The 22,406-nt window shown below is 65.2% G+C and carries 20 protein-coding genes and 1 tRNA gene; 15 read left to right on the top strand and 6 right to left on the bottom strand.

What is annotated here, in order from left to right; all coding sequences use genetic code 11:
* Positions 1–42 precede the first annotated feature (42 nt).
* The 3 genes from M8744_RS08875 to M8744_RS08865 form a co-directional block, all read right to left on the bottom strand.
* On the bottom strand, positions 43–3,477 hold the full coding sequence (locus M8744_RS08875) for a YhaN family protein (RefSeq protein WP_251413491.1): 3,435 nt from the start codon (positions 3,475–3,477) through the stop codon (positions 43–45).
* Entirely contained in the window at positions 3,477–4,712 is a 1,236-nt protein-coding gene (locus M8744_RS08870; RefSeq protein WP_251413489.1) for a metallophosphoesterase family protein, read from the bottom strand. The genes M8744_RS08875 and M8744_RS08870 overlap by 1 nt, the downstream gene beginning before the upstream one ends.
* Positions 4,713–4,902: 190 nt before the next feature.
* Positions 4,903–4,992, bottom strand: a tRNA-Ser gene (locus tag M8744_RS08865).
* Positions 4,993–5,114: 122 nt separating this feature from the next.
* On the opposite strand from M8744_RS08865, the gene M8744_RS08860 reads away from it, so the two are divergent.
* The 9 genes from M8744_RS08860 (at position 5,115) to M8744_RS08820 (ending at position 12,569) form a co-directional block, all read left to right on the top strand.
* Positions 5,115–5,960 carry a DUF2059 domain-containing protein gene (locus M8744_RS08860; protein WP_251413486.1) on the top strand — a complete coding sequence of 282 codons (846 nt, stop codon included), beginning with the start codon at positions 5,115–5,117 and terminating at the stop codon, positions 5,958–5,960.
* Positions 5,957–6,778, top strand: coding sequence for a DUF2059 domain-containing protein (locus M8744_RS08855; RefSeq protein ID WP_251413483.1), 822 nt, complete (start codon positions 5,957–5,959; stop codon positions 6,776–6,778). The genes M8744_RS08860 and M8744_RS08855 overlap by 4 nt, the downstream gene beginning before the upstream one ends.
* Positions 6,779–6,958: 180 nt before the next feature.
* Positions 6,959–7,612, top strand: a complete 654-nt coding sequence (locus tag M8744_RS08850) for a 50S ribosomal protein L21 (RefSeq protein ID WP_251413481.1) — start codon at positions 6,959–6,961, stop codon at positions 7,610–7,612.
* A 12-nt stretch (positions 7,613–7,624) separates the two neighbouring features.
* Positions 7,625–7,894, top strand: a complete 270-nt coding sequence (gene rpmA / locus M8744_RS08845) for a 50S ribosomal protein L27 (RefSeq protein ID WP_251413479.1) — start codon at positions 7,625–7,627, stop codon at positions 7,892–7,894.
* 75 nt (positions 7,895–7,969) lie between these two features.
* Positions 7,970–8,575 carry a LysE family translocator gene (locus tag M8744_RS08840; protein WP_251413467.1) on the top strand — a complete coding sequence of 202 codons (606 nt, stop codon included), beginning with the start codon at positions 7,970–7,972 and terminating at the stop codon, positions 8,573–8,575.
* Positions 8,572–9,111 carry a GNAT family N-acetyltransferase gene (locus M8744_RS08835; RefSeq protein WP_251413465.1) on the top strand — a complete coding sequence of 180 codons (540 nt, stop codon included), beginning with the start codon at positions 8,572–8,574 and terminating at the stop codon, positions 9,109–9,111. Before M8744_RS08840 ends, M8744_RS08835 begins: the two co-directional genes overlap by 4 nt.
* A gap of 47 nt (positions 9,112–9,158) precedes the next feature.
* Complete coding sequence (obgE, locus tag M8744_RS08830; protein ID WP_251413463.1) at positions 9,159–10,193, top strand: GTPase ObgE; 1,035 nt, start codon at positions 9,159–9,161, stop codon at positions 10,191–10,193.
* Complete coding sequence (gene proB, locus M8744_RS08825; RefSeq protein ID WP_251413449.1) at positions 10,181–11,287, top strand: glutamate 5-kinase; 1,107 nt, start codon at positions 10,181–10,183, stop codon at positions 11,285–11,287. The genes obgE and proB overlap by 13 nt, the downstream gene beginning before the upstream one ends.
* Before the next feature lie 25 nt (positions 11,288–11,312).
* Positions 11,313–12,569, top strand: coding sequence for a glutamate-5-semialdehyde dehydrogenase (locus tag M8744_RS08820; RefSeq protein WP_251413427.1), 1,257 nt, complete (start codon positions 11,313–11,315; stop codon positions 12,567–12,569).
* 99 nt (positions 12,570–12,668) lie between these two features.
* Here M8744_RS08820 and M8744_RS08815 read toward each other — a convergent pair whose 3' ends face one another.
* The gene (locus tag M8744_RS08815) at positions 12,669–13,259 is read right to left on the bottom strand and encodes a histidine phosphotransferase family protein (RefSeq protein ID WP_251413411.1); all 591 of its coding nucleotides are present in this window, start codon (positions 13,257–13,259) and stop codon (positions 12,669–12,671) included.
* Between the two features lie 27 nt (positions 13,260–13,286).
* On the opposite strand from M8744_RS08815, the gene M8744_RS08810 reads away from it, so the two are divergent.
* From M8744_RS08810 to olsA, 3 genes are all read left to right on the top strand, one after another.
* On the top strand, positions 13,287–13,469 hold the full coding sequence (locus M8744_RS08810) for a DUF3553 domain-containing protein (protein ID WP_251413402.1): 183 nt from the start codon (positions 13,287–13,289) through the stop codon (positions 13,467–13,469).
* Between the two features lie 122 nt (positions 13,470–13,591).
* Positions 13,592–14,368 (top strand): L-ornithine N(alpha)-acyltransferase, encoded by a 777-nt coding sequence (olsB, locus tag M8744_RS08805; RefSeq protein ID WP_251413399.1) that lies wholly within the window; start codon positions 13,592–13,594, stop codon positions 14,366–14,368.
* Entirely contained in the window at positions 14,365–15,195 is an 831-nt protein-coding gene (olsA, locus tag M8744_RS08800; RefSeq protein WP_252409421.1) for a lyso-ornithine lipid O-acyltransferase, read from the top strand. The genes olsB and olsA overlap by 4 nt, the downstream gene beginning before the upstream one ends.
* Here the strand turns inward: olsA and M8744_RS08795 are convergent.
* Positions 15,192–15,821 carry a thiamine phosphate synthase gene (locus M8744_RS08795; RefSeq protein WP_251413382.1) on the bottom strand — a complete coding sequence of 210 codons (630 nt, stop codon included), beginning with the start codon at positions 15,819–15,821 and terminating at the stop codon, positions 15,192–15,194. The two genes, olsA and M8744_RS08795, sit on opposite strands and share 4 nt — an antisense overlap.
* 165 nt (positions 15,822–15,986) lie before the next feature.
* On the opposite strand from M8744_RS08795, the gene M8744_RS08790 reads away from it, so the two are divergent.
* The 3 genes from M8744_RS08790 to M8744_RS08780 all read left to right on the top strand — a co-directional run bounded on the left by M8744_RS08790 (position 15,987) and on the right by M8744_RS08780 (position 19,414).
* Positions 15,987–16,730 carry an RNA methyltransferase gene (locus M8744_RS08790; protein ID WP_251413379.1) on the top strand — a complete coding sequence of 248 codons (744 nt, stop codon included), beginning with the start codon at positions 15,987–15,989 and terminating at the stop codon, positions 16,728–16,730.
* Positions 16,731–16,799: 69 nt separating this feature from the next.
* Complete coding sequence (ctaA, locus tag M8744_RS08785; protein ID WP_251413377.1) at positions 16,800–17,945, top strand: heme A synthase; 1,146 nt, start codon at positions 16,800–16,802, stop codon at positions 17,943–17,945.
* Positions 17,942–19,414, top strand: a complete 1,473-nt coding sequence (locus tag M8744_RS08780) for a carboxypeptidase M32 (RefSeq protein WP_251413367.1) — start codon at positions 17,942–17,944, stop codon at positions 19,412–19,414. The genes ctaA and M8744_RS08780 overlap by 4 nt, the downstream gene beginning before the upstream one ends.
* A 126-nt stretch (positions 19,415–19,540) precedes the next feature.
* Here the strand turns inward: M8744_RS08780 and gyrA are convergent, their stop codons facing one another.
* Positions 19,541–22,273 carry a DNA gyrase subunit A gene (gene gyrA / locus M8744_RS08775; protein WP_251413364.1) on the bottom strand — a complete coding sequence of 911 codons (2,733 nt, stop codon included), beginning with the start codon at positions 22,271–22,273 and terminating at the stop codon, positions 19,541–19,543.
* Positions 22,274–22,406 lie beyond the last annotated feature (133 nt).

Below are 22,406 nucleotides of genomic sequence, written 5' to 3'. Positions count from 1 at the left end.
CATGAAACTTGTCGATGGCAGCCGCCAATGCCCGGCCCGCGTTCATATCTCGTGCACGATCGGGGGCGTGTCGCAGACCTTTTGCGCGATCTCGACGACGTGGCGGTGATGGGTCAGGTAGATGGCCTGCCCGCTCTGGCCGATCCGTTCCATGACACGGCATGCGGCGCTTGTGCGGTCTTCGTCGAAGGTTTCAAAGATGTCGTCGCAGAAAAAGGGCAGGCAGGTGCCCTGGGCCACCAGTTGTTGATGCGCGGCCGCGCGCAGGGCCAGGTAAAGCTGAAAGCGCGTGCCCTTGGACATTTCCGCAACGCGTTTGGCGGTGCCCTCCTCATCGACGGCCAGCAGGGTTTCCCCGGCCCCGTCGGGTTGCGTTGTCAGGTGGGTATAGGCGCCTTGAGTCAGCGCGGCAAAACAGCGTTCGGTCGCCGCCATCATCCCGCTGCGATGGGTGTCGCGATACCGCCGGATCGCAACCTCGGCCAGCCGGTGGCCCAGTGACAGTTCCAGATGTGCCTGCGCGGCCTCTTGCAGTTCAAGCTCCAGCGTGGCGCGGCGCTCGGTCAGCGTGGCGATATCGGCGTCACCCGTCACTTGGCTCAACGCCTGTTGGGAGGTGACGCGCGCCTCGGTCGCATCGGTCAGGGCCTGTTCAGCGCGATCAAGGTCGGCCTTGCAGCTTTCGGCCTCGGCGTCGAGCGACACCAGGCTTGCCTCGTCAAGCCTTGCGCGGGCCGTGACAAGATCGCTCACGCCCAGCTCTGACATGATCCGGCGGGTCAGGGCAGAAAGGTTTTCACGATCCTTGATGATCTCGGCCGCCCGGTGGGCAGTGGCGCGCAGCGCGTCAAGCGTGTCGACAGACGCGCTTGATGGAAAGGCCCGGCCCAGTGTCGTCACCGTATCGGCGATTTCCGTTAAACGCCTGTTTGCCTCGTCCAGTGCCGCGCGCGCCGTTGCGATCCGCACGCCCAGGTCGTCGGCCTGTTCCTGGGCCGCGCGGGCCGCGCCCGATGCCGCGCGCAACAGCTCGAAGCTGTCGGCGGGCGTGTCAGCTTGCGGCTGATCGTGGGCGGTGGCCAGTGCCGCGACCTTTTCGGCAAAAAGCGCCTGGTCACGCTCCATCGTGGCAACGCGTTGTGCCGCCTCGGCGCGTTTTTCCTGCTGCGTCGCAAGGCTGCGCAGCGGGTCGAGCGCAGCCAGCAGGGTGTCGGGGGAAACAGCCTGGCCCAGGCTTTCGAGCACGAGGTCATGCCAGGCCTGCGCCGCCTTGTCGGCCTCTTGCTGGCTCGCGTCGTGTTTCCGGGCCCTTGCGGAAAGGTCGGCCTCGGCCAGTCGCAGCGCCTCGCGCGCGGTTTCCATTGCACGGCGAGCCTGCAGCTCGGATTCGGCGAGGCGGCGCGCGGCGGCAACGGCGCTGGCGACATCGGGGAAAACAAGGTCCAGTTGCGGGCGCAACGCATCAAGCAACGCTTGCGCGCGGGCCAGTGTTGCACCGTGCATGTCCTGCGCCTCGTTGGCCGCGCGCGCGGCCGCTTGCGCGGCGGCGTGGCGGTCTACCCAATCCAGCCATTCCGCCGGCACGAGCGGACCGGGTAACCCCGCAGCCTTGGCGGCAGCGTCAACCTCGGCCTCGATCGCGGCTTGCGCTGCTTTGTACTCGACCATCCGGGCCCTGGCCTGGTCGGCGCGGGCCTGTGCCTCGGCCCGGGCCTGCGCGATCTGGCGCAACTGGCCCAAATCGCGTGCATGGGTGATCCGGGCCTCTTGCGCGCCATCAAGGGCCTGCATGGCGGCGGCAAAATCTTGCGCCGTGGCCGGGGTCATCGCCGCCAGGTGGGCTTGCCACTGACGGTCCCGCGCGGTGCGCAGGGCGGCGGCGGCGTCATCGGGCACAAGCTGGCCGTCGCGCGAAAGCTGGTCGATCTGTGCCTGCCGCGCGGCGATATCCTCCTGATGCTGGGCCAGTGCCGTGCTTTCCGCGTCGATCTTACGGTGCAATGCCTCATACGCCTCGGCAAGCTCATGCGCCCTGATCCGGCTCATCGGGCAGTCGGGCAGGCTTTCGAACCGCACCGCGCCGGTGGCCAGCGCTTCGCGTGACGCGCGCGCGGACTGTTCCGCGGCGGTGATCGCCTGCTGCGCCGTGGCATGGGCCGGCATCAGCGTGTCGGCCTCGTACCGGGCGAGGATCGCGCCGATATCGGCCTCTGGCGAGGTTTGTGCAGACAGCCGGTTCAATTCCTCTGCTGCGCGGTCGCGGCGGTCGGTCGCGTCGGCCAGTTCGCGCGCTTCGGCCTGCGCGGCGGTACGGGCGCTGCGCAACCTGTCGCGTGCGGCCTCTAACGCCGCCAGTTGCGCGGGCGTTGGCACAAGGCTTTGTGGATCGCATTCGTCAGCCACGCCAAGGTCGCGGGCGGCGCGGGCCATTGCGGCCTCGGCCGTGGCCAGTTGGTCACGGCGGCGGGGCAGGTCGAGCGCGTTGGCCCGGTCGCGGGCACGCAGATCTTCCAACTGGTCCAGATCATCGGCCAGCGTGGCAAGCCCGGGGGTTAGCACCAGCGCCTCTTGCCGCGCGGCCAGGTCCTCGATCTCGGTGCGCAAACGCTCGGTATCGGCATGGGCGCGAGTCTGGTCGGTCTTGAGCGTGACCAGCGTTTCGGGGTCGAATTCCAGCCGCTCGGGATAATCGGCAAAGGGGGCGAGGCGTGCGTCAAGCGCGTCAAGCTCGGCCAGCAGGGGCAGGGCACGGCGGTGCGCGGCCAGATCGGCGGCGCGTGTGTGCAACGCATCACGTGCCGCGCGCGCGGTGGCCTCGGCCGCTTGTGCATCGGTCAGCGCCTTTTTCAGCCCGCGCCACGCACTTGTGGTGACATCGCGCTCGCGGATCTCTTTTTCGATGTCCTTAAGCTCGCGCTTCAACTCTGCAACATGCGTCTTCGTCTTGCGCTTGGCCCATATCGCGTCGGCCTCTTCGCGCACGCCGTCAAGCACGGTGGTCAGGTCGGCCACCCCGGCGGCGGCGGAAAACAAAAGCCGCCCGATATCGCCGCGCGCCTGCGCGATCTCCTCGCCGCCGCGCTCGATCGTGTCGTCGTCAAGGCATAGCAGGTTGCGGTAATCCTCTTCGCCCAGGCCACCCAGATGCGCGGCCAGCGCGGCCTCGGGCAGGACCGTGCCCGAGGCATCGAGCAACGCGCCGCTACGCTTGGGCAGCCGGGTAAAGCCGCGCGTCTCCCCGTCGATTTCCAGTACGCCCGAGACCGAGAGATTCGCGCGCTGGTGCTTGAAGGCATAGGGCTCGCGATGCGGAAACCCGTAGAACAGGCGCAGCGCAGCCTCCATCGTGGTGGTCTTGCCCGCCTCGTTTGGGCCGTAGATGATGTGAAAATCAGGGCGCTCGCCCGCATCCCCGAAATCAAGGGCATGGCCGGTGAAATGCCCGAAGCGGTCAAGCGATAGTTGGCGCAGCCGCATCAGCCCTCGGCCCCTTTCATCCGGGCGAGCACCCGGCGCGCGCCGGCTTTGGCAAGGCTCTGGGCCAGCGTCTCGGCGGTGTCCTCATCGGGCAACAGCGCCGCGCGCACTGCCTGCGGCATCTCGCCGATCACCTCCTCGATCTCGGCGCGGGCGGCAGCGGCAAACCCCGGCTCTTCTCCGATCGCCGCCATCAAGGTGGCCAGCTCGGTCGTGGCGCCAACCGCGCTGTCGCTGCTGGCAGGCGCGTCGATTTCGATCTGCAATTTTTCAAGCCAGAGCCGCCCGGTGTCGCGCGCCAAGGCCGCGACACTCTCGGCCCATGTCTCCTGGTCGCGCAGGATCTGCCAATGCCGGGGGGGCGTTCCCGTCAGCGTCAGGCGAACGACGCCTGCCGCGCTTGAAAGGGCGTCGGCCACGCCGCGTAAATGCGCGCGCAATGCCGTACGCAGTCCGTCGTCATCTTCGACACCTGAAATATCCAGCGACGAAGTGGTGAATTCGACCACCGAGCTTGGAACTTCCTCTACGGTGATACGACCGTCCACCACGGTCAGCAGGCTGGCGGATTTCGCCCCCGTCTCGCCAATGTCGCGCCCCTGCGGCATGCCGGGCATCACCACCCAGGGGGATTGGCTGTGTACCTGCCGCTTGTGCACATGGCCAAGCGCCCAGTAGTCGAACCCCATGCCCCGCAGGTCGGCCACGCTGCAGGGGGCGTAGGTATCATGCCCCGCCGCGCCCGCCAGCGATGTGTGCAGCATGGCGATATTGACCGCCCCTTCAACCGGAGCGGGAAAGCGCCGCAGCAGGCTGTCGGGCGCGTGGCGGTCGGCAAAGCTGACCCCGTGAATCCAGAGATCCTCGGCCAGTTGCACCTTGCTCCCGCGCGCATCGAACAAATGCACGTTGTCCGGCATGTCAATCGCCCCCGTGATCGGGTTTTCGGCGTCGTGATTGCCCTTGATGTAGAAGACAGGGATTCCCGCATCGCGCAATCGGTCAAGCTGGGCGGTCAGAAAGGCGGCGGTGCGCGCGCTGCGGGCGCGGCCATCGAACAGGTCGCCCGCGATCAGCAGCGCCGCCACGCGCTCTGACACGGCGACATCGACAATCCGCGCGAAGGCCGCGCGCGTTGCCGCCTCGACCGCTGCGCGCAGCGCGTCGTCGCGCAGGGCAAGCGACCGCAGCGGTGCGTCCAGATGAATGTCGGCGGTGTGCAGGATCCTAATCACGGGTGCCCCGAGGAATTTCCACTTGGCCCGACCATGACCCCGACCCGCCCCTGGTACAACCGCAAAGTGCGTCAGGGGGATATGCCTGGCGGGCTGGTTGGTGCGCGCGCAGGGCTTGTCGTATGCACACGCGATGCGCCTCCGCGGGAACGGAGAAGGTCATTGATACAAGCCACTTGCAGGAAGCTTGTGGCGGAGAGACAGGGATTCGAACCCTGGGACCCCGTGAAGGGTCAACGGTTTTCGAGACCGCCCCGTTCGACCACTCCGGCACCTCTCCGCGGGGGTCTGGGGCGTGCGTTTAGCCCCCTTTGCCGCGGGGTTCAAGGGGCGTTTTGATATTGCCTGTGAATTCAGATGCCTTACGCTTTGTCACAGGCCCGCGTAACCATAGGAGGCCCCATGTTCGCCAGGCAACTTTCACCGTTTCTTTTCGCGTTTCTTGCCGGGATCGCGCTGGTTTTCGCACCGGCGTCGCCCGTGCACGCGACCGACCGTGACCGTGTCGAGGCGTTTCTGACCACGACCGGTTTCGACGTGGCTTTGGAATCGATCGCGCTGTCGGCGGAAAACGCGCCGCGCATGCTGGGGCGCGAGGCCGGGGATTTCGGCGCGCAATGGACCCGTCTTGCCGAACGGGTGTTCGATACCGACCGTATGCATGACATGGCGGTGGGAATCTTGGTGGAAACGCTGGATCAGGATGACTTGGCGCACGCGGCCGGGTTTTATGCCACCGATCTGGGCCAGCGGCTGGTGGTGGCCGAAAACGCCTCGCACAGAGAGGCGGACCGAACAGGCAAGCTGGATCGGGGCGAGGCCCTGTTTGCAGAGCTCGAGGCGCGCGACTCGCCCAAGGTCGAGGTGTTCCAGCGGATGAATGACGCGATCAGCAGCGATGATGCCAGCGTGCGTGCGGTAGAAGAAATCCAGGTGCGGTTCCTCATGGCGGCCTCGGCTGCGGGCGTTCTGGGCCAACGGTTGGACGAGGGGGCGCTGCGCGCCGCGCTGGCCGAAGACCGTGACGAGCTGCGCAGCGAATTGCGGCGCAACGCGCTGGCCGGGGCGGCCTTTACCTACCGTGATTTTTCGGTCGAAGACCTGGAAGCCTATGCCGAGGCGTTGGAGCACCCCAGGATGCGGCGGGTATATGAACTGCTCAACGCGGTTCAGCACGAGATCATGGCAGGCCGGTTCGAGGCGCTGGCCGTGGCGATGGCGCAACTGGCACCGCAGGAAGAGCTGTGAGCGCGCTGTTCCGCCTGGGCCCATTGCTGGCGCTTCTGCTGGTGCTGGCCGCACCGGTGCGCGCAACGGATGATATAGAACACCTGTTCGATGCGTTGGAGCTCGACCGGTTGATCGACCTGATGCATGACGAGGGGCTGGCCTATGGCAACGGCCTTGCCCAGGAGATGCTGCCCGACGGCCCGGATGCCGCGTGGCGGGCGCTGCTGGCGCGCATCTATGATACCGACAAGATGACCAATGTGGTGCGATCGGAATTCACCCGCGCTTTCGGGGATGCCGATGCCGGGCCGCTGATCGCGTTTTTCCGCAGCGACGCGGGGCAGGCGCTGGTCGCGGCCGAGCTTGAGACGCGCGCAACCTTTCTGACGCCCACCATCGAAGAGGCCGCGCGCGAGACCTGGCGCGAGGCCGACAAGACCAGCCCGCGCCAGCGCCTGATCGCGGAATATGTGCAGGTCAACGACTTGCTGGAATACAACGTCTCGGGTGCACTGAACGCCAATTACCAGTTCCTGGCCGGTCTGGTGGAAGGCGGGGCGCTGGACATGACCGAAGATGAGATCCTGAGCGATGTCTGGACCCAGGAGGCCGAAACCCGCGCCGACACGCGTGAATGGCTGTTTGCCTACCTGACAATGGCCTATGAAGACCTGCCAGATGCGACGCTGGCCGATTACGTGGCTGTGTCGCGCACGGATGCGGGCCGGGCGCTGAACCGGGCGCTGTTCGCGGGGTTCGACAGCATGTATGCCACACAGTCGCGATCATTGGGGCTGGCGGTGGCCAGCCGCATGGCGCGCGGCGAGGAATTGTAAGGCTATCGCCCTTGACTCGATCGCGGGTTTGAGGGACAAGCACGCACCCGGGCAGGGGCGACTCTGCCCGGTGTTCATTTGGTAATGCCCGACACGGGCACGCTGTTCGCGGCGGCCGCAAGGCCAGAAACACCCTCAACCGGGGGCCCCAGGACGCGGAAGACAAGAAGGAAGACACCGATGTTCGCGGTTATGAAAACCGGCGGCAAGCAATACAAGGTCCAGTCCGGCGATATGCTCCGGGTGGAAAAGCTGGCCGCTGACGCGGGTGAGACCGTGCAGTTCAACGAGATTTTGATGGTGGGTGGCGACAAGACCGTTGTCGGCGCACCCTTGGTCGACGGCGCTGCCGTGCAGGCCGAAGTGATCGACCAGGTCAAGGGCGACAAGGTCATCAACTTCGTGCGCCGCCGCCGTAAGCATTCGTCCAAGCGCACCGTGGGTCACCGTCAGAAACTGACGCTGGTCAAGATCACCGAGATCCTCGCATCGGGTGCTGACAAGTCGGGCGTCAAGGCCGCCGTGGGCGCAGGCTCGGTTGCGGGCGTCGCCGCGGCCGCCGCTGCCCCCAAGGCCGCTGCCCCGAAAAAGGCCGCCAAGAAGGCCGCTGCCCCCAAGGCTGCCGCCGCCTCTGGCGCGGACGACCTGAAAAAGCTGTCGGGCGTTGGTCCGGCGCTTGAAAAGAAACTGCACGAGGCAGGGGTGACCACCTTTGCCCAGATCGCGGCCTGGACCGAACAGGACATCGCCGCAATGGACGAAAAGCTGTCGTTCAAGGGCCGGATCGAGCGCGAAGGCTGGGTCGATCAGGCCAAGGAACTGGCAGGAAAGTAAGGAGACAAACCCATGGCACACAAAAAAGCAGGCGGTTCGTCCCGTAACGGGCGCGACTCAGCAGGTCGTCGCCTCGGCATCAAGAAATTCGGTGGTCAGGACGTGATCCCCGGCAACATCATTGCGCGTCAGCGTGGCAACAAGTGGTGGCCGGGCGAAGGTGTTGGCCAGGGCAAGGATCACACCATCTTTGCAACCTCCGAAGGCCGTGTGAAATTTCACAAGGGCCTCAAGGGCCGCACCTTCATTTCGGTCATGCCGGACGTCGAGGCCGCGGAATAAGCCGACCTTAACGCGACACGTATAAGGGGATCGGCAAGGGCCGGTCCCCTTTTTCGTTGCAGGAGCCATGCCGGAATGGGCGTTGCAGTGATCAGTTTCCTGGTGTTCGGGGCCAGCCAGGTTGGCACCCCCGGACCCGCCAACATGGCGTTGATGGCCACCGGCGCGCGGTTTGGATTCCGCGCGGCGCTGCCTTTTGTCGCCGGCGTGGCGTTGGGAAAGCAGATCATCATCTGGCCCATCGGCTTCGGGCTGATGGGCGTGGCGGTGCGCTATCCTTGGGCGTTCGAGCTACTGAAATGGGCCAGCCTGGCCTATATCTGCTGGCTGGCGTGGAAAGTGGCCAACCTGCGCCTGGCACCGGGCGCGCAGGCCAGCCGCGCGCCGGGGTTTTTTGCCGGGCTTGTGGTGCATCCGCTTAACCCCAAGGCATGGGCGATGATCATCACCGGGTTTGCCAACTTCGTGAACCCGGGTACCCCGGCCTTGCAGGCAACGGCGACAATCGCCATCTGCCTGTTATCATTGCAGATTATACTGCACCCGATCTGGACCTTCGCAGGTGACCGGATCGCGCGCACGGTCGCGGGCACGCCGGCCGAGCGGTATCTGATGTGGACCCTGGCAGCGCTGACCGTTGCCTCGGTGCTGCTGGTGCTTTTTGGAGGAGAAGGCGCATGAACATGGAACCGACACTTGGCCAACCCCGGATCGAGGCCGATGGTTTTCTGCTGCGCCCGCTGCGCGGGTCTGACGCCGGGTTGATCGCGATGTATGCGGGCGATGCGCGCGTGGCACGGATGACGCGCACCATCCCCCATCCGTTCCCCCCCGGCGCGGCCGAGGCGCTGATCGCGCGGGCGCTGTCGCCCGAGCGGAGCGAAGACCTGTGGGCGATGGATGGCAGCAAACAGGGCGGCACCGAGGTGATGGGCCTGATCGGGTTGGAAAAGCTGGACCGGGGGCAAAGCCAGGTCGCGTTCTGGGTTGCGCCCGCGTTCTGGAATACCGGGGTGGCCTCGGCCGCGCTGGCGGCGATCATAGCTGCCAACCCGCATGACAGCCAGACGCTTTTCGCCGAGATTTTCCAGGACAATCCGGCCTCGGCCCGGGTGCTGACGAATGGCGGTTTCGCCTACCTGGGCGATGCGGAAAGCTATTCGGTGGCGCGGGCGGCCACGGTGCCGACCTGGACCTATACCAGAAAACTGAGTTGAGCAGGGCATGGCCTTTGCGATAGACGCCCAACCCAAAGGAGCCGGGCATGAAATTCCTTGATCTCGCAAAGGTCTATATTCGTTCGGGATCGGGCGGGAACGGGTGTATCTCGTTCCGGCGCGAGAAATACATCGAATATGGCGGCCCCGATGGCGGCGATGGCGGCACCGGCGGCTCGGTCTGGGCCGAGGCTGTGGACGGGCTGAACACGCTGATTGATTTCCGCTACCAGCAGCATTTCTTTGCCGATAACGGCAGGCCGGGCATGGGGCGGCAGCGCACCGGGCCGGATGGCAAGGACATCCTGCTGCGCGTGCCCGTGGGCACCGAGATCCTGGACGAGGACCAGGAAACCCTGATCGCCGACCTGACCGAGGTCGGCCAGCGCGTGCTGCTGGCCAAGGGTGGCAATGGCGGCTGGGGCAACCTGCATTTCAAGAGTTCCACCAACCAGGCGCCACGCCGTGCCAATCCGGGGCAAGACGGGGTCGAGCGCACGCTTTGGCTGCGGCTGAAGCTGATTGCCGATGTCGGCTTGGTGGGCCTGCCGAACGCCGGAAAATCGACCTTTCTGGCGGCCACGTCGAACGCGCGGCCCAAGGTGGCCGATTACCCGTTCACCACGCTGCATCCCAACCTTGGTGTCGTGGGTGTTGATGGGGTGGAGTTCGTGGTGGCCGACATTCCCGGCCTGATCGAGGGCGCCAGCGAAGGCCGGGGCCTGGGTGATCTGTTCCTGGGCCATATCGAACGGTGCGCGGTTCTGTTGCACTTGGTCGATGGCAGCTCGGGGACGTTGGTCGAGGATTACCAGACCATCGTCGATGAGCTGGCGGCCTATGGCTCGGGGCTGGCCGACAAGGCCCGCGTGACCGTGTTGAACAAGATCGACACGCTGGATGCCGAGGAACGCGAATTTCTGCGCGACGAGTTGCAGGCCGCGGGCGCCGAGCGTGTCATGATGATGTCGGGCGTGTCCGGCGAAGGCACCGAGGACGTGTTGCGCGCGCTGCGCAGCCATATCGACGCCGGACGCCTGCGTGAAAAAGCCGTGGACGAGGATGAACCGTGGCAACCCTGAGCACTGCCCGCCGTGTTGTCATCAAGATCGGGTCGGCCCTGCTGGTCGATCGTGCCAGCGGGGCTTTGCGAGCCGATTGGCTGCACGCGCTGGCCGAGGACGTGGCGTGGCTGAAATCGCTGGGCGCCGATGTCGTTCTGGTTTCGTCGGGCTCTATCGCGCTGGGGCGCGGCGTGCTGGGGCTGGGGGGCAGTGACCTGCCGCTGGAACAGTCGCAGGCTGCCGCGGCGGTGGGCCAGATCCGTCTGGCCCGCGCCTATGAAGAGGCGCTGGCGCCCCACGGGCTGACCACCGCGCAGGTGCTGGTAACGCTTGAGGATTCGACTGATCGCCGCCGTTACCTCAACAGCCGCGCGACGATGGAAACGCTCCTGTCGCTGGGCGTGGTGCCGATCGTCAATGAAAACGACACCGTGGCGACCGATGAAATCCGCTATGGCGATAACGATCGGCTGGCGGCGCAGGTGGCGGTGACGGTCGAGGCCGATCAACTGATTCTGTTGTCGGATGTCGACGGGTTCTATTCGGCCAACCCGCAGACCGATCCGGGCGCGCACCGCTATGAGGTGATCGACGCGATCACCCCCGAGATCGAGGCCATGGCCGGCGATGGCGTGTCGGGCCTGTCCAAGGGCGGCATGATCACCAAGCTGATGGCAGCCAAGATGGCCACCGCCGCGGGCTGCGCCATGGCGATTACCGAAGGGTCGGCGATGCGTCCGCTTACGGCGCTGGAGGGCGGCGCGAATGCCACCTGGTTTCGCCCGCAGGGCGACCCGCAAGCGGCGCGCAAACGCTGGATCGCGGCGATGAAACCGCGCGGCCAGATCACCGTTGATGCCGGCGCCGCACGCGCCTTGGGGCAGGGAAAAAGCCTGCTTCCAGCCGGGGTGGCGCAGGTGACGGGCAAGTTCGGGCGCGGCGACCCGGTGGCGATCTGCGATGCAGCGGGCCGCAAGCTGGGCCAGGGGCTCAGCCGTTACACGGCGGACGAGGCCGCGGCCATTCGCGGCTGTCGTTCCGACCAGATCGAAGGCGTGCTGGGCTACCCGGGGCGTGCCGCTTTGATTCATCGTGACGATATGGCAGTTTGAGGCCGCAGGATAAGGGGTATCTCCCATGAAAGACGTCGACGACATTCCCGCCCTGATGGCCGAGATCGGCCAGCGCGCCCGTGCAGCCGCGGCCGAACTGGCCTTTGCCAGCGCCGCGGCCAAGCGCACCGCGCTGGAAGCCGCGGCCGATGCGGTCTGGGACGCCCGCGCCGAGATCATCGCCGCGAATGCGCGCGACCTGGAGTTTGGCCGCGACAAGGGCCTGTCGGATGCGATGAAGGACCGGCTGATGCTGGACGAGGCGCGCATTTCGGGCATCCGCGACGCCTTGCGCGCCGTTGCGGCGCAGGATGACCCGGTGGGCGAGGTTCTGGCCGAATGGGACATGCCCAGCGGCCTGCATATCCGTCGGGTTCGTACGCCGTTGGGCGTGGTGGGCGTGATCTATGAATCCCGCCCCAACGTGACGGCCGATGCCGGCGCGCTGTGCCTGAAGGCGGGTAACGCGGTGATCTTGCGCGGTGGCTCGGAGAGTTTCCATTCCTCCGGCGCCATCCATGCCTGCCTTGTGCAGGGCCTGCGCGCTGCCGGCCTGCCCGAAGACGCGATCCAGCGCGTGCCCACCCGCGACCGCGCGGCCGTGGCCGAGATGCTGACAATGACCGATTATATCGACGTGATCGTGCCGCGCGGCGGCAAGGGCCTTGTTGGGCTGGTCCAGCGCGAGGCGCGCGTGCCGGTTTTCGCCCATCTCGAAGGGATCGTGCATGTTTATATCGACGCCTCTGCCGACCCTGAAAAGGCGTTGCGCGTGGTGATGAATGCCAAGACCCGGCGCACCGGCATTTGCGGGGCGGCGGAATGTCTGCTGATTCACCGCGATATCGCCGATACGCTGGGTGCCGATCTGATCGCCGCGTTGATGCAAGCAGGCGTGCGGGTTCATGCGGGTGAGGGGCTGCAAGGAACGGACAAGGCCACCGACGCCGATTGGGGGCGCGAATACCTGGACATGGATATCGCCGCCCGCATCGTCGACGATGTGGATGGCGCGATAGATCATATCCGGCGCTACAGTTCGCATCACACCGAATGTATCATCGCCGAGGATACCGACGCCGTGGCCCGCTTTTTCGAACGGATCGACAGCGCGATTATCATGCACAACGCCTCGACCCAGTTCGCGGATGGCGGGGAATTCGGCATGGGGGCCGAGATCGGGATCGCGACGGGCAAGATGCATGCGCGCGGCCCCGTGGGCGCGGCGCAGCTGACCAGTTTCAAGTACCTGGTCGCGGGTGACGGGGCCGTGCGCGGCTGATGAAAGCGGCCCGGCCGGCCTCGGTTCTTGCGCGTCTGAGGCTGTCGTTCCATGGGGTAGCGCGGGCTGCGCGCCTGCCACCGCGTGCGATATGCCGTTTCAGAACCTTATGATCACGTGGTCGGTGTCGATGCGGATGCGCGGGCGTTTTCCGTGCTCGTCCAGTAACAGCGGCAAAAGGGCGAACTGCACCTCGGATGGTGCGACCTCGATACCGGGGCGGCCCAATGCCTCCCACAGGTTTTCGTCGATCATCACCTTGGGGCCGCTGCCCGCCACCTGCCAGGTGTCGCCGTCGCGCGTGACCGTGATCCGTCCGCCAAAGGGCAGGGCGCTTTCCTGGCACATGATGGCCAGAAACGCCAGGCGCGCATCGCTGCGCGCCACGTCGCCGGTCACCGCCCATTCGACCTGTTGGCGCGCCGATTTGCCCAGGTCGCCCAGAATGCCGCGCAGTTCCGTTTCCGCCATCGGCTGATCGGCGCTGGCCGCGCCAAAGGCCACGCGGAAAAACCTTATGCGCGCCTGCGCATTGGCCAGGCTTTCCGAGACCAACGCAAGTTCGGCCTCGCCCTGGCCACCCATACCCATCAGCTCCAGGCCGTTGCCGATGGCCCCCACGGGGCTGACCAGATCATGGCAAATTCGCGACCCTACCAACGCGGCCAATTGAGCAGTATGTTTCGACAAGACGCACCTCCGATGAAAGGGCCGTGCATGGATGATATGAACAGTTTTCTGGAACCGGGGATGCTGGTGCGACACCCAAACCGGCCCGATTGGGGCCTAGGGCAGGTGCAATCGCGCATCGGCACTCGTACAACCGTCAATTTTCCCGATGCGGGCAAGGTGGTCATCGACGGCACCCGCATCGCCTTGGAACCCGTTTTTGATGACTGACGCAGGTTAACAAATCGTAACCGATTGTCGGCAAATGGCAATCCGCGCGCCATTATTGCGTTTCAGCGGTCACTTGCCTACACACGTCCGAACCCATCCATCCACGAGGATAGCCCCGCCCCATGTCGCTTATGCACGCGCCCCAGTTTTCCGTTCGCCTTGCCAACAGCGCCGATGACCTGCGCGCGGCACAGCGCCTGCGGTATGACGTGTTCGTGGAAGAGCTTGGCGGTGGCGGCACGATGGTCGATCACGACGCGCGCCTGGAACAAGACCGGTTCGACCCTTTTTTCGACCACCTTTTGTTGCTCGACAAGGCCCGCCCCGAAGGCAGCAGCGTCGTGGGGGTCTATCGGCTGTTGCGCGACGACCAGGCCGCCGCGCTTGGCCAGTTCTATTCCGAGGATGAGTATGATCTGTCGGTTCTGAAATCGTCGGGCCGGCGGCTGCTGGAACTGGGCCGCTCCTGCCTGCACCGCGACTATCGCGGCGGGCTGGGCATGTTCCATCTCTGGAGCAGCCTTGCCGCCTATGTCGACGAGCATGGCACCGATGTTCTGTTCGGGGTTGCCTCGTTTCACGGCACCGATCCCGCCGCGCTGGCCGCGCCCTTGTCCTTGCTGCATCATGGCCACCTGGCCCCGCCCGAGCTGCGCGTGCGTGCGCGCGCCCAACATTACGCCGAAATGAACCGGATCGCGCCCGACGCGCTGGATCGACGTGCCGCCGTTCTGGAAATTCCGTCCTTGATCAAAGCCTATCTGCGGCTGGGCGGTTTCGTGGGAGAGGGGGCCTGGGTCGACCACGCGTTCAATACCACCGATGTTTGCCTGATACTTGATACTGCGCGGATGAGCGCGCGCCAGCGTGCCATCTATGCGCGCAAAACGCTCGCATGAACGCCAGCTGGAAAATGCCGCCGGAACCGGCCCCCTCGCCGATCGGGCCGATGGGCTGGGTGCGTGGTTTGCTGCGCGCCGCCGCGATCATCGTGGTGATCGTGCCGAGCCTGCTTTTGACGGTGCTGGGCCATTACCTGGTCGAGCGGCCATTCTTTCGCCCGCAACGGCCCTTTACGCCTTACCTGACAATCCTTGTCTGCCGGTCTGCCCTTGTGGTCATGGGCCTTCGCTATATCCGGCGCGGCGCGCGGATGGCGGCACGGGGCGCGGTGGTGGCAAACCATTCCTCGTGGCTGGACATCTTCGCGCTGAACGCGGGCAAGCGGATCTATTTCGTATCCAAGTCCGAGGTTGCGGGCTGGCCGGGTATCGGCATCCTGGCGCGGGCAACGGGCACGGTGTTCATCAACCGCGACAGGCGCGAGGCGCGTCAGCAACAGGAAATTTTCCAGCAACGCCTGCTGGCCGGGCACAAGCTGCTGTTTTTTCCCGAGGGCACCTCGACCGATGGTTCGGTGGTCCTGCCGTTCAAAACCACGCTGTTCGAAGCGTTCTTTGCCGATGGGTTGCGGCACGAAATGCATATCCAGCCCTGCACCGTGATCTATCACCCACCCGAAAGTGAGGACCGGCAGTTTTATGGCTGGTGGGGTGATATGGCGTTCGGGCCGCATTTGCTAAAGGTGCTGGCCGCACCGAAACAGGGCGCGGTCGAGGTGGTCTATCATCAGCCCGTGCGCGTTGACGATTTTCCCAACCGCAAATCGCTGGCTGCCCATGTCGAGGACGTGGTGCGCAGCGCCATGCCGCCCAACCGGCGTTAGCCGGCCTGGCCCATCGCGGCCTTGAGCGCCGCGAGTTCCGAGGCAGGGTCTGTTGCTGACCAGATTTCCGGGCCGATGGCGAAAAAGTCGGTCACGGGCGACAGGTCACGCACGACCTGCGGCGTCAGCCCGCCTTCGGCCACGACGGGCAATTCGATCATCATCGACCACCATTCGAACAACTCTCGCTCGGCCAGGGTGCCGTCACCCAGTATGCCACCTGAAAGCGGCCCGAACGCGATGTAGTCGGCACCGGCATCGCCCGCGTTCATGCCGTCGTGGCGCGAGGCCCCGCAAAACGCGCCCACGATCGCATCCTGGCCCAGCTCCTTTCGGGCCTTGCGCAGGTTGCGCGCGCCGTCGGGCAAATGCACGCCGTCCAGGCCCAACCGCTCGACCATCAGGATATGGCTGTCGATGACCAGCGCCACGTCGCGGGCATGGGTCACCTCGCGCAGGGCGTCGGCAGCGCGGGAAATGCGGTCTTCGTCGCGGGTGGCCAGCGACAGGCGCACGCAGGCGACATCGTGAATATCCAGTATCTCGCCCAGTTGCGCGGGAAAGCGGGCCAGTTCGAACTCGGGCGGGGTGACGAGGTAGATCTGCGGTTGCTCTGGCGTGGACATCTTGGCGCTCCTGCAAGGGTTCCGCCCCTATAGCGCGGAAATCCCGCCCGCGCCAAGGGGTTGCGCGGCGCGCGCGGTGGGCCTTGCGGTGCTTTTCGTGCATCCGCTCTTTTCAGCGCGGGCGCATTGGCCTAACAGGGCGCGACGGATCAAGCGGAACAAGCGATGCCCAGCGATCAGAAACAGCCAGCCTTCGTTCTCGTGCGCCCGCAGATGGGTGAAAATATCGGCGGGGCTGCGCGCGCGATGTGGAATTTCGGGTTGGACCGGATGCGCGTGGTCGCCCCGCGCGACGGCTGGCCCAACCAGAAGGCTGTGACGATGGCCAGCGGCGCTGGCCGCCTGCTGGACGAGGCGCAGCTTTGCGCCGACCTTCCCGAGGCGCTGTCCGATTGCACCTATAGCTACGCCACGACGGCGCGTGCGCGTGGGCTGACCAAGCCGGTGTTCAGCCCCGAAGGCGCGATGAGGGATGCTGCCGCGCGCATCGCCGCCGGTGAAAAGGTGGCGGTGATCTTCGGCCCCGAGCGCGCGGGGCTGGAAAATGACGACGTGGCGCAGGCCAACGCCATCATCACCGTGCCGGTCAACCCCGAGTTTCCGTCACTCAACCTGGCGCAATGCGTGTTGTTGACCGGCTATGAGTGGCGCCGGCAGGCCAGTGACGTCCCGCATGAAACCGTGGACATGACCAAGACGGAATGGGCCAGCGGCCTTGAGATCGAAAAGCTGGCCGCCCATTACGAGGAACGGTTGGAGGCGGCGGGGTTCTTTTTCCCCGAGACTAAGGCCGAGGGCATGAAGATCAACCTGCGCAACCTGTGGAGCCGGATGCGGCTGACGCGGGCCGATGTGCAGATGTTGCACGGGATCATGCGGCAGATGGTGCGCTGGAAAGAGCGCGGCTGAGCCAGCCGGTCGCACTGGACGCGGCAGGGCGGGCGGCATACCTTTCGCGCGAGTATCTGGAGGCAGGGAATGAGCGGGAAACGCAGTATTTTCGAAGAGGTCGAAAGCCGCGACGCGGTGGCCGAACCGCAAGGCGGGCTGATCGACAAGGCCGCGCGCCGGGGCGCGCGCGGGGCCATCCGCATCTGGCTGATGGTGCTGTTCGCGCTGGTCATGGTGATGATCGCCGTCGGCGGGCTGACACGGCTGACCGACAGCGGGTTGTCGATCACCGAATGGGCGCCGATCAAGGGGGCGATCCCGCCGCTTTCGACCGAGGATTGGCAACGCGAGTTCGACGCCTATCGCCAGATCCCCGAATACCAGTTGCAGAACAAGGGCATGAGCCTGTCCGAGTTCCAGTTCATCTATTGGTGGGAATGGGGCCACCGGCAATTGGGCCGCGTGATCGGGCTGGTCTGGGCGCTTGGGTTTTTCGGCTTTCTCGTGGCGCGCAAGATTCCGGTGGGCTGGACGGGACGGCTGTTGTTTCTTGGTGCCTTGGGTGGCGCGCAGGGCGCGATCGGCTGGTGGATGGTTGCCTCGGGGCTTGAAGGCGAAATGCTGGACGTGGCCAGTTATCGCCTGGCCACGCATTTGGGGCTGGCCTTTGTCATCCTGGGGTTCATCGCCTGGTACGTATTCCTGTTGGGGCGCCAAGAGCGCGACCTGATGCAGGCGCGGCGCGGTCGCGAGGCCAAGCTGTTCGGCATGGGCACGGGACTGATGCATTTCGCCTTTCTGCAAATCCTGCTGGGGGCGCTGGTGGCGGGCATCGACGCGGGCCGCAACTATGTCGACTGGCCGCTGATGGCGGGCGGATTTTTCCCGCCAGAGCCATTCCAGTTGGACCCCCTGTGGCGCAATTTCTTCGAGGATGACGGGCTGGTGCAATTCATGCACCGGATGGCCGGATACTTTTTGTTCATCTTCGGTATCGTGGTCTGGCTGCGTGCACGCCGCTCGCCCAATGGGGTCACGCGCTTTGCCTTCAACGCGGTGCTGGCGATGATGCTGGTGCAGATGGTGCTGGGCATCGTGACGGTGATGTATTCCGCCCCGTGGCAGATCGCCATCCTGCACCAGGTGGGGGCGGTGGTCTTGTGGGTGTTGATCCTGCGGGCGCGGTTCCTGGCCGGCTATCCTGTTTTCGCAAGCCTGAGAGGTGCGGCATGAGTTTTGATGACCTGATGGCCCACGAGCGGCAGACCCAGGCGCTGGCGCAGGTGGCCGGGCGGCTGGGCTGGGACCAGGAAACCGTGATGCCGCGCGGTGCGGGCAATCAACGCGCCGAGGAAATGGGCGCCGTTGCCGCCATCTTGCATGCACGCCGCACCGACCCGCGCCTGGGTGAGTGGCTGGCCGCGATCGACGATGCCGCGCTTGACCCGGTGGGAAAGGCGCAGATGCGCCACATCCGCCGCGACTATGCGCGGGCCACGCGCCTGCCTGCCGACCTTGCCGCCGAGATCGCGCGGACGCGTTCGCTGGCGCATCAACGCTGGGCCGAGGCGCGCGCCGCCGAGGACGTGGCGCATTTCCTGCCGATGCTGGAAAAGATGGTCGACCTGAAGCGGCAGGAGGGCGCGGCGCTGGCCGATGGGGGCGATGTCTATGACGCGCTGCTTCAGGATTATGAGCCGGGCGCCACGGCAGCAGGGTTGGAGGCCATGTTCGGTGCCCTGCGTCCGCGCCTGGTTGCCCTGCGTGCCGCCTGCCTCGACCGTCCCGCTCCCAAGGGGCTGGAAGGGCGGTTCGACGAGGCCGCGCAGATGCGACTGGCGCGGATGCTCGCCAAGACATTCGGCTATGACATGGCGCGCGGACGCGTGGACAAGGCGGTGCATCCCTTCAGTTCCGGTTCGGGCGATGATGTGCGCATCACCACGCGCACCAACCCCGAAGATCCGTTCAACTGTTTTTACTCGACCATCCACGAGGTCGGCCACGCCTCATACGAGCAAGGAATCGACCCGGCCTATGCCATGACACCGCTGGGCCAGGGCGTTTCGATGGGCGTGCATGAAAGCCAGTCGCGCATCTATGAAAACCAGTTGGGCCGCTCGCGCGCCTTTACCGGGTGGCTGTTCGAACGCATGCGTGAAGCATTCGGTGATATCGGCGTGACCGATGCCGACGCGTTCTACGCGGCCGTAAATACCTTGCAACCGGGCCATATCCGTACCGAGGCCGATGAAGTGCAATATAACCTGCACGTGCTGTTGCGTTTTGACCTGGAGCGCGACCTGATCGCCGGGCGGCTGGATGTGAGCAACCTGGAAGAGGCGTGGAACTCCCGGTTCGCGGCGGATTTCGGCTACGCCGTGGACAAGCCGTCGAACGGTTGCCTGCAGGATGTGCACTGGTCCGAAGGGCTGTTCGGCTATTTCCCGACCTACACGCTGGGCAATGTCTATGCCGGCTGCCTGATGAAGGCGCTGACGCGTGCCGTGCCGGATTGGGAGGCACAATTGGCGGCCGGCGACCTGGCGGGCGCCACCGGCTGGCTGCGGGCCGCGGTGCAGCGCCACGGCGGGCTGATGGAGCCGCGCGAGGTTATCGCGCAGGCTTGTGGCGAAGAGCCGAGCGAGGCGCCGCTTCTCGAATACCTGGAGCAGAAATTCGGCGCGCTTTACGGGCTGTGATCGCGTAGGGCGGCGCTAAATGATCCAGCGGGCGCGGCAGGCTTGACCAAGCCCTTTTAGCGAAAAAGGTCGCAGGCTGGGCAAGGCGGCCCAGCCTGCGACCTAATCAAGGTTTCGGTCCGGGGGTCAGACCTCGGGCTCGGCCTCGTCCTCATCCCCTTGATCGGCGATCCAGGCGACCGAAACGACATGTTCGCCCTTGCCAGTGTTGAACACCTTGACGCCGCCGGCGCTGCGCGACCGGAAGGAAATGCCATTGACCGGCACGCGGATCGATTGCCCCTTCGACGTAGCGAGCATGATCTGGTCATCCATCTCGACCGGGAAGCAGGCGATGATCGGCCCTGACTGCATCCGCTTTTCCCACGCGGTCACGCCCATGCCGCCACGCCCGCGAACGGGGTAGTCGTGGCTGGAGCTGAGCTTGCCCGCACCGGCAGCGGTGATGGTCAGGATCAGGTTTTCGGCCGCCGACATCTCGGCATAGCGTTCCTGCGGCAGGGGCGTGTCGGCATTGCCGTCTTCGTCGTCGCCCTCGTCCTCGGTCACGCCGGCCATCAGGCGGCGCATCTTGAGATAGGGGGCGCGCTCGTCTGCATCGGCTTCGAAATGGCGGATGACGGACATCGAAACCACCGTGTCGTCGCCCTGTAGCCGGATGCCGCGCACGCCGGTCGATTTGCGGCCCTTGAATACGCGTACTTCGGTGGTGGGAAAGCGGATCGCGCGGCCTGACGAGGTGACAAGCATCACGTCGTCATCCTCGGAACAGATACGCGCGTTCACCAATTCCACGCCTTCGGGCAGGCCCATCGCGATCTTGCCGTTGCGCATGACATTGGTGAAGTCGCTCAGCGCGTTTCGGCGCACATCGCCCGCGGTTGTCGCAAAGAAAATCTGCAGGTCGGCCCATTCTTCTTCGGGACGGTCGACCGGCATGATGGCGGCGATCGAGGTGCCGGGCTGTATGGGCAGGATGTTGACGATGGCCTTGCCCTTGGACGTGCGCCCGCCCAGCGGCAGGCGCCAGGTTTTCAGCTTGTAGACCATGCCATTGGTGGTGAAGACCAGTAGCTGGGTATGCGTGTTGGCGACAAACAGGTTGGTCACCACGTCATCGTCTTTCAACACGCCACCCGACAGGCCCTTGCCGCCACGCTTCTGGGCGCGGAAATCGGCCAGCGGCGTGCGCTTGATATAGCCGCCCTGCGTGACCGTCACGACCATGTCTTCGCGCTCGATCAGGTCTTCGTCTTCCATGTCGCCCGACCAATCGACGATCTCGGTACGGCGGGGCACGGCGAACTGCTCTTTCACGCTGCGCAGCTCGTCGGCAATGATGCCCATGATCCGCTCGCGCGAGCCAAGGATTTCCAGGTATTCCTTGATCTTGCCGGCCAGGTCTTCCAACTCGTCGGTGACTTCCTTGACGCCCAGTTGGGTCAGGCGCTGCAGGCGCAGGTCGAGGATAGCGCGGGCCTGGATTTCCGACAGGTTATAGGTGCCATCCTCGTTCGCGGTGTGGGTCGGGTCGTCGATCAGCGCGATATAGGGCAGGATTTCCTCGGCCGGCCAGCGGCGCGTCATCAGTTTCTGGCGGGCCTCGGCTGCGTCGGCGCTGGAGCGGATCGTGGCCACGACCTCGTCGACATTGCTGACGGCGACGGCAAGGCCGCACAGCACGTGGCTGCGTTCGCGCGCCTTGCGGAGGTCATGGGCTGTTCGGCGGGCGATCACCTCTTCGCGGAAAGAGATGAACGAGGTCAGGAAACGCCGCAGCGTCAGGGTTTCGGGGCGCCCACCGTTGAGCGCCAGCATGTTGCAGCCGAAATAGGTCTGCATCGGGGTGAAGCGGAACAACTGGTTCAGAACCACGTCGGGGGTCGCGTCGCGCTTGAGTTCGACCACCACGCGCACGCCGTCGCGGTCGGATTCGTCCTGAACGTGGGCGATGCCCTCGATCTTTTTCTCGCGCACCTGTTCGGCGATGCGTTCGATCATCGTGGCCTTGTTCACCTGGTAGGGAATTTCGTCGATGACGATGGCGTAGCGGTCCTTGCGGATCTCCTCGACACGGGTCTTGGAGCGGATGATGACGCTGCCGCGCCCCTCGAGATACGCCTTGCGCGCCCCCGACCGGCCCAGCAAGATACCGCCCGTCGGGAAGTCGGGGCCGGGCACGTATTCGATCAATTGCTCGCTGGAAAGGTCGGGCTCGTCGATCAGGGCCAGCGTGGCATCCACCACTTCACCAAGGTTGTGGGGCGGAATGTTGGTGGCCATGCCGACGGCGATGCCGCCCGCGCCGTTGACCAGCATGTTGGGGAAGCGTGCGGGCAGAACGGTGGGTTCGCTGTCCTTGCCGTCGTAGTTGTCCTGGAAGTCCACCGTTTCCTTCTCGATATCGGCGAGAAGGGCGCTGGCGGGCTTGTCCATACGCACCTCGGTGTATCGCATGGCGGCGGGGCTGTCGCCATCCATCGAGCCGAAATTGCCCTGGCCATCGAGCAGCGGCAGCGACATCGAGAAATCCTGCGCCATGCGCACCAGCGCGTCGTAGATCGCGCTGTCGCCGTGCGGGTGGTACTTGCCCATAACGTCGCCGACGGCGCGGGCCGACTTGCGGTAGGATTTGTCATGCGTGTTGCCGGCCTCGTGCATCGCGTAAAGGATGCGCCGGTGCACCGGCTTCAACCCGTCGCGCAGATCTGGGATCGCGCGGCTGACGATCACCGACATGGCGTAATCGAGATAAGACGATTTCAGTTCTTCGGTGATCGAGATGGACGGGCCCGTATGCTCGGGGCGGGCGGGGCCGTTTTCATCTTCGTTATCAGGGGTTTCCGGCGTATCGTTCACGTGATCTGCCCGTTCTTTTCTGCTGCGCAATATGTTGTTGCACGAACTATATCAGAGCCATGATATGGGGTGCAATCAAAGACCTTGCGTGATGTTGGCAGCCGCAGAGAAGGGGTGATAACATTCTGTTTTT

The organism is Lutimaribacter degradans, from assembly GCF_023703375.1.
Lineage (GTDB): Bacteria > Pseudomonadota > Alphaproteobacteria > Rhodobacterales > Rhodobacteraceae > Lutimaribacter > Lutimaribacter degradans.
This window is presented reverse-complemented; position numbering and strand designations above follow the sequence as displayed.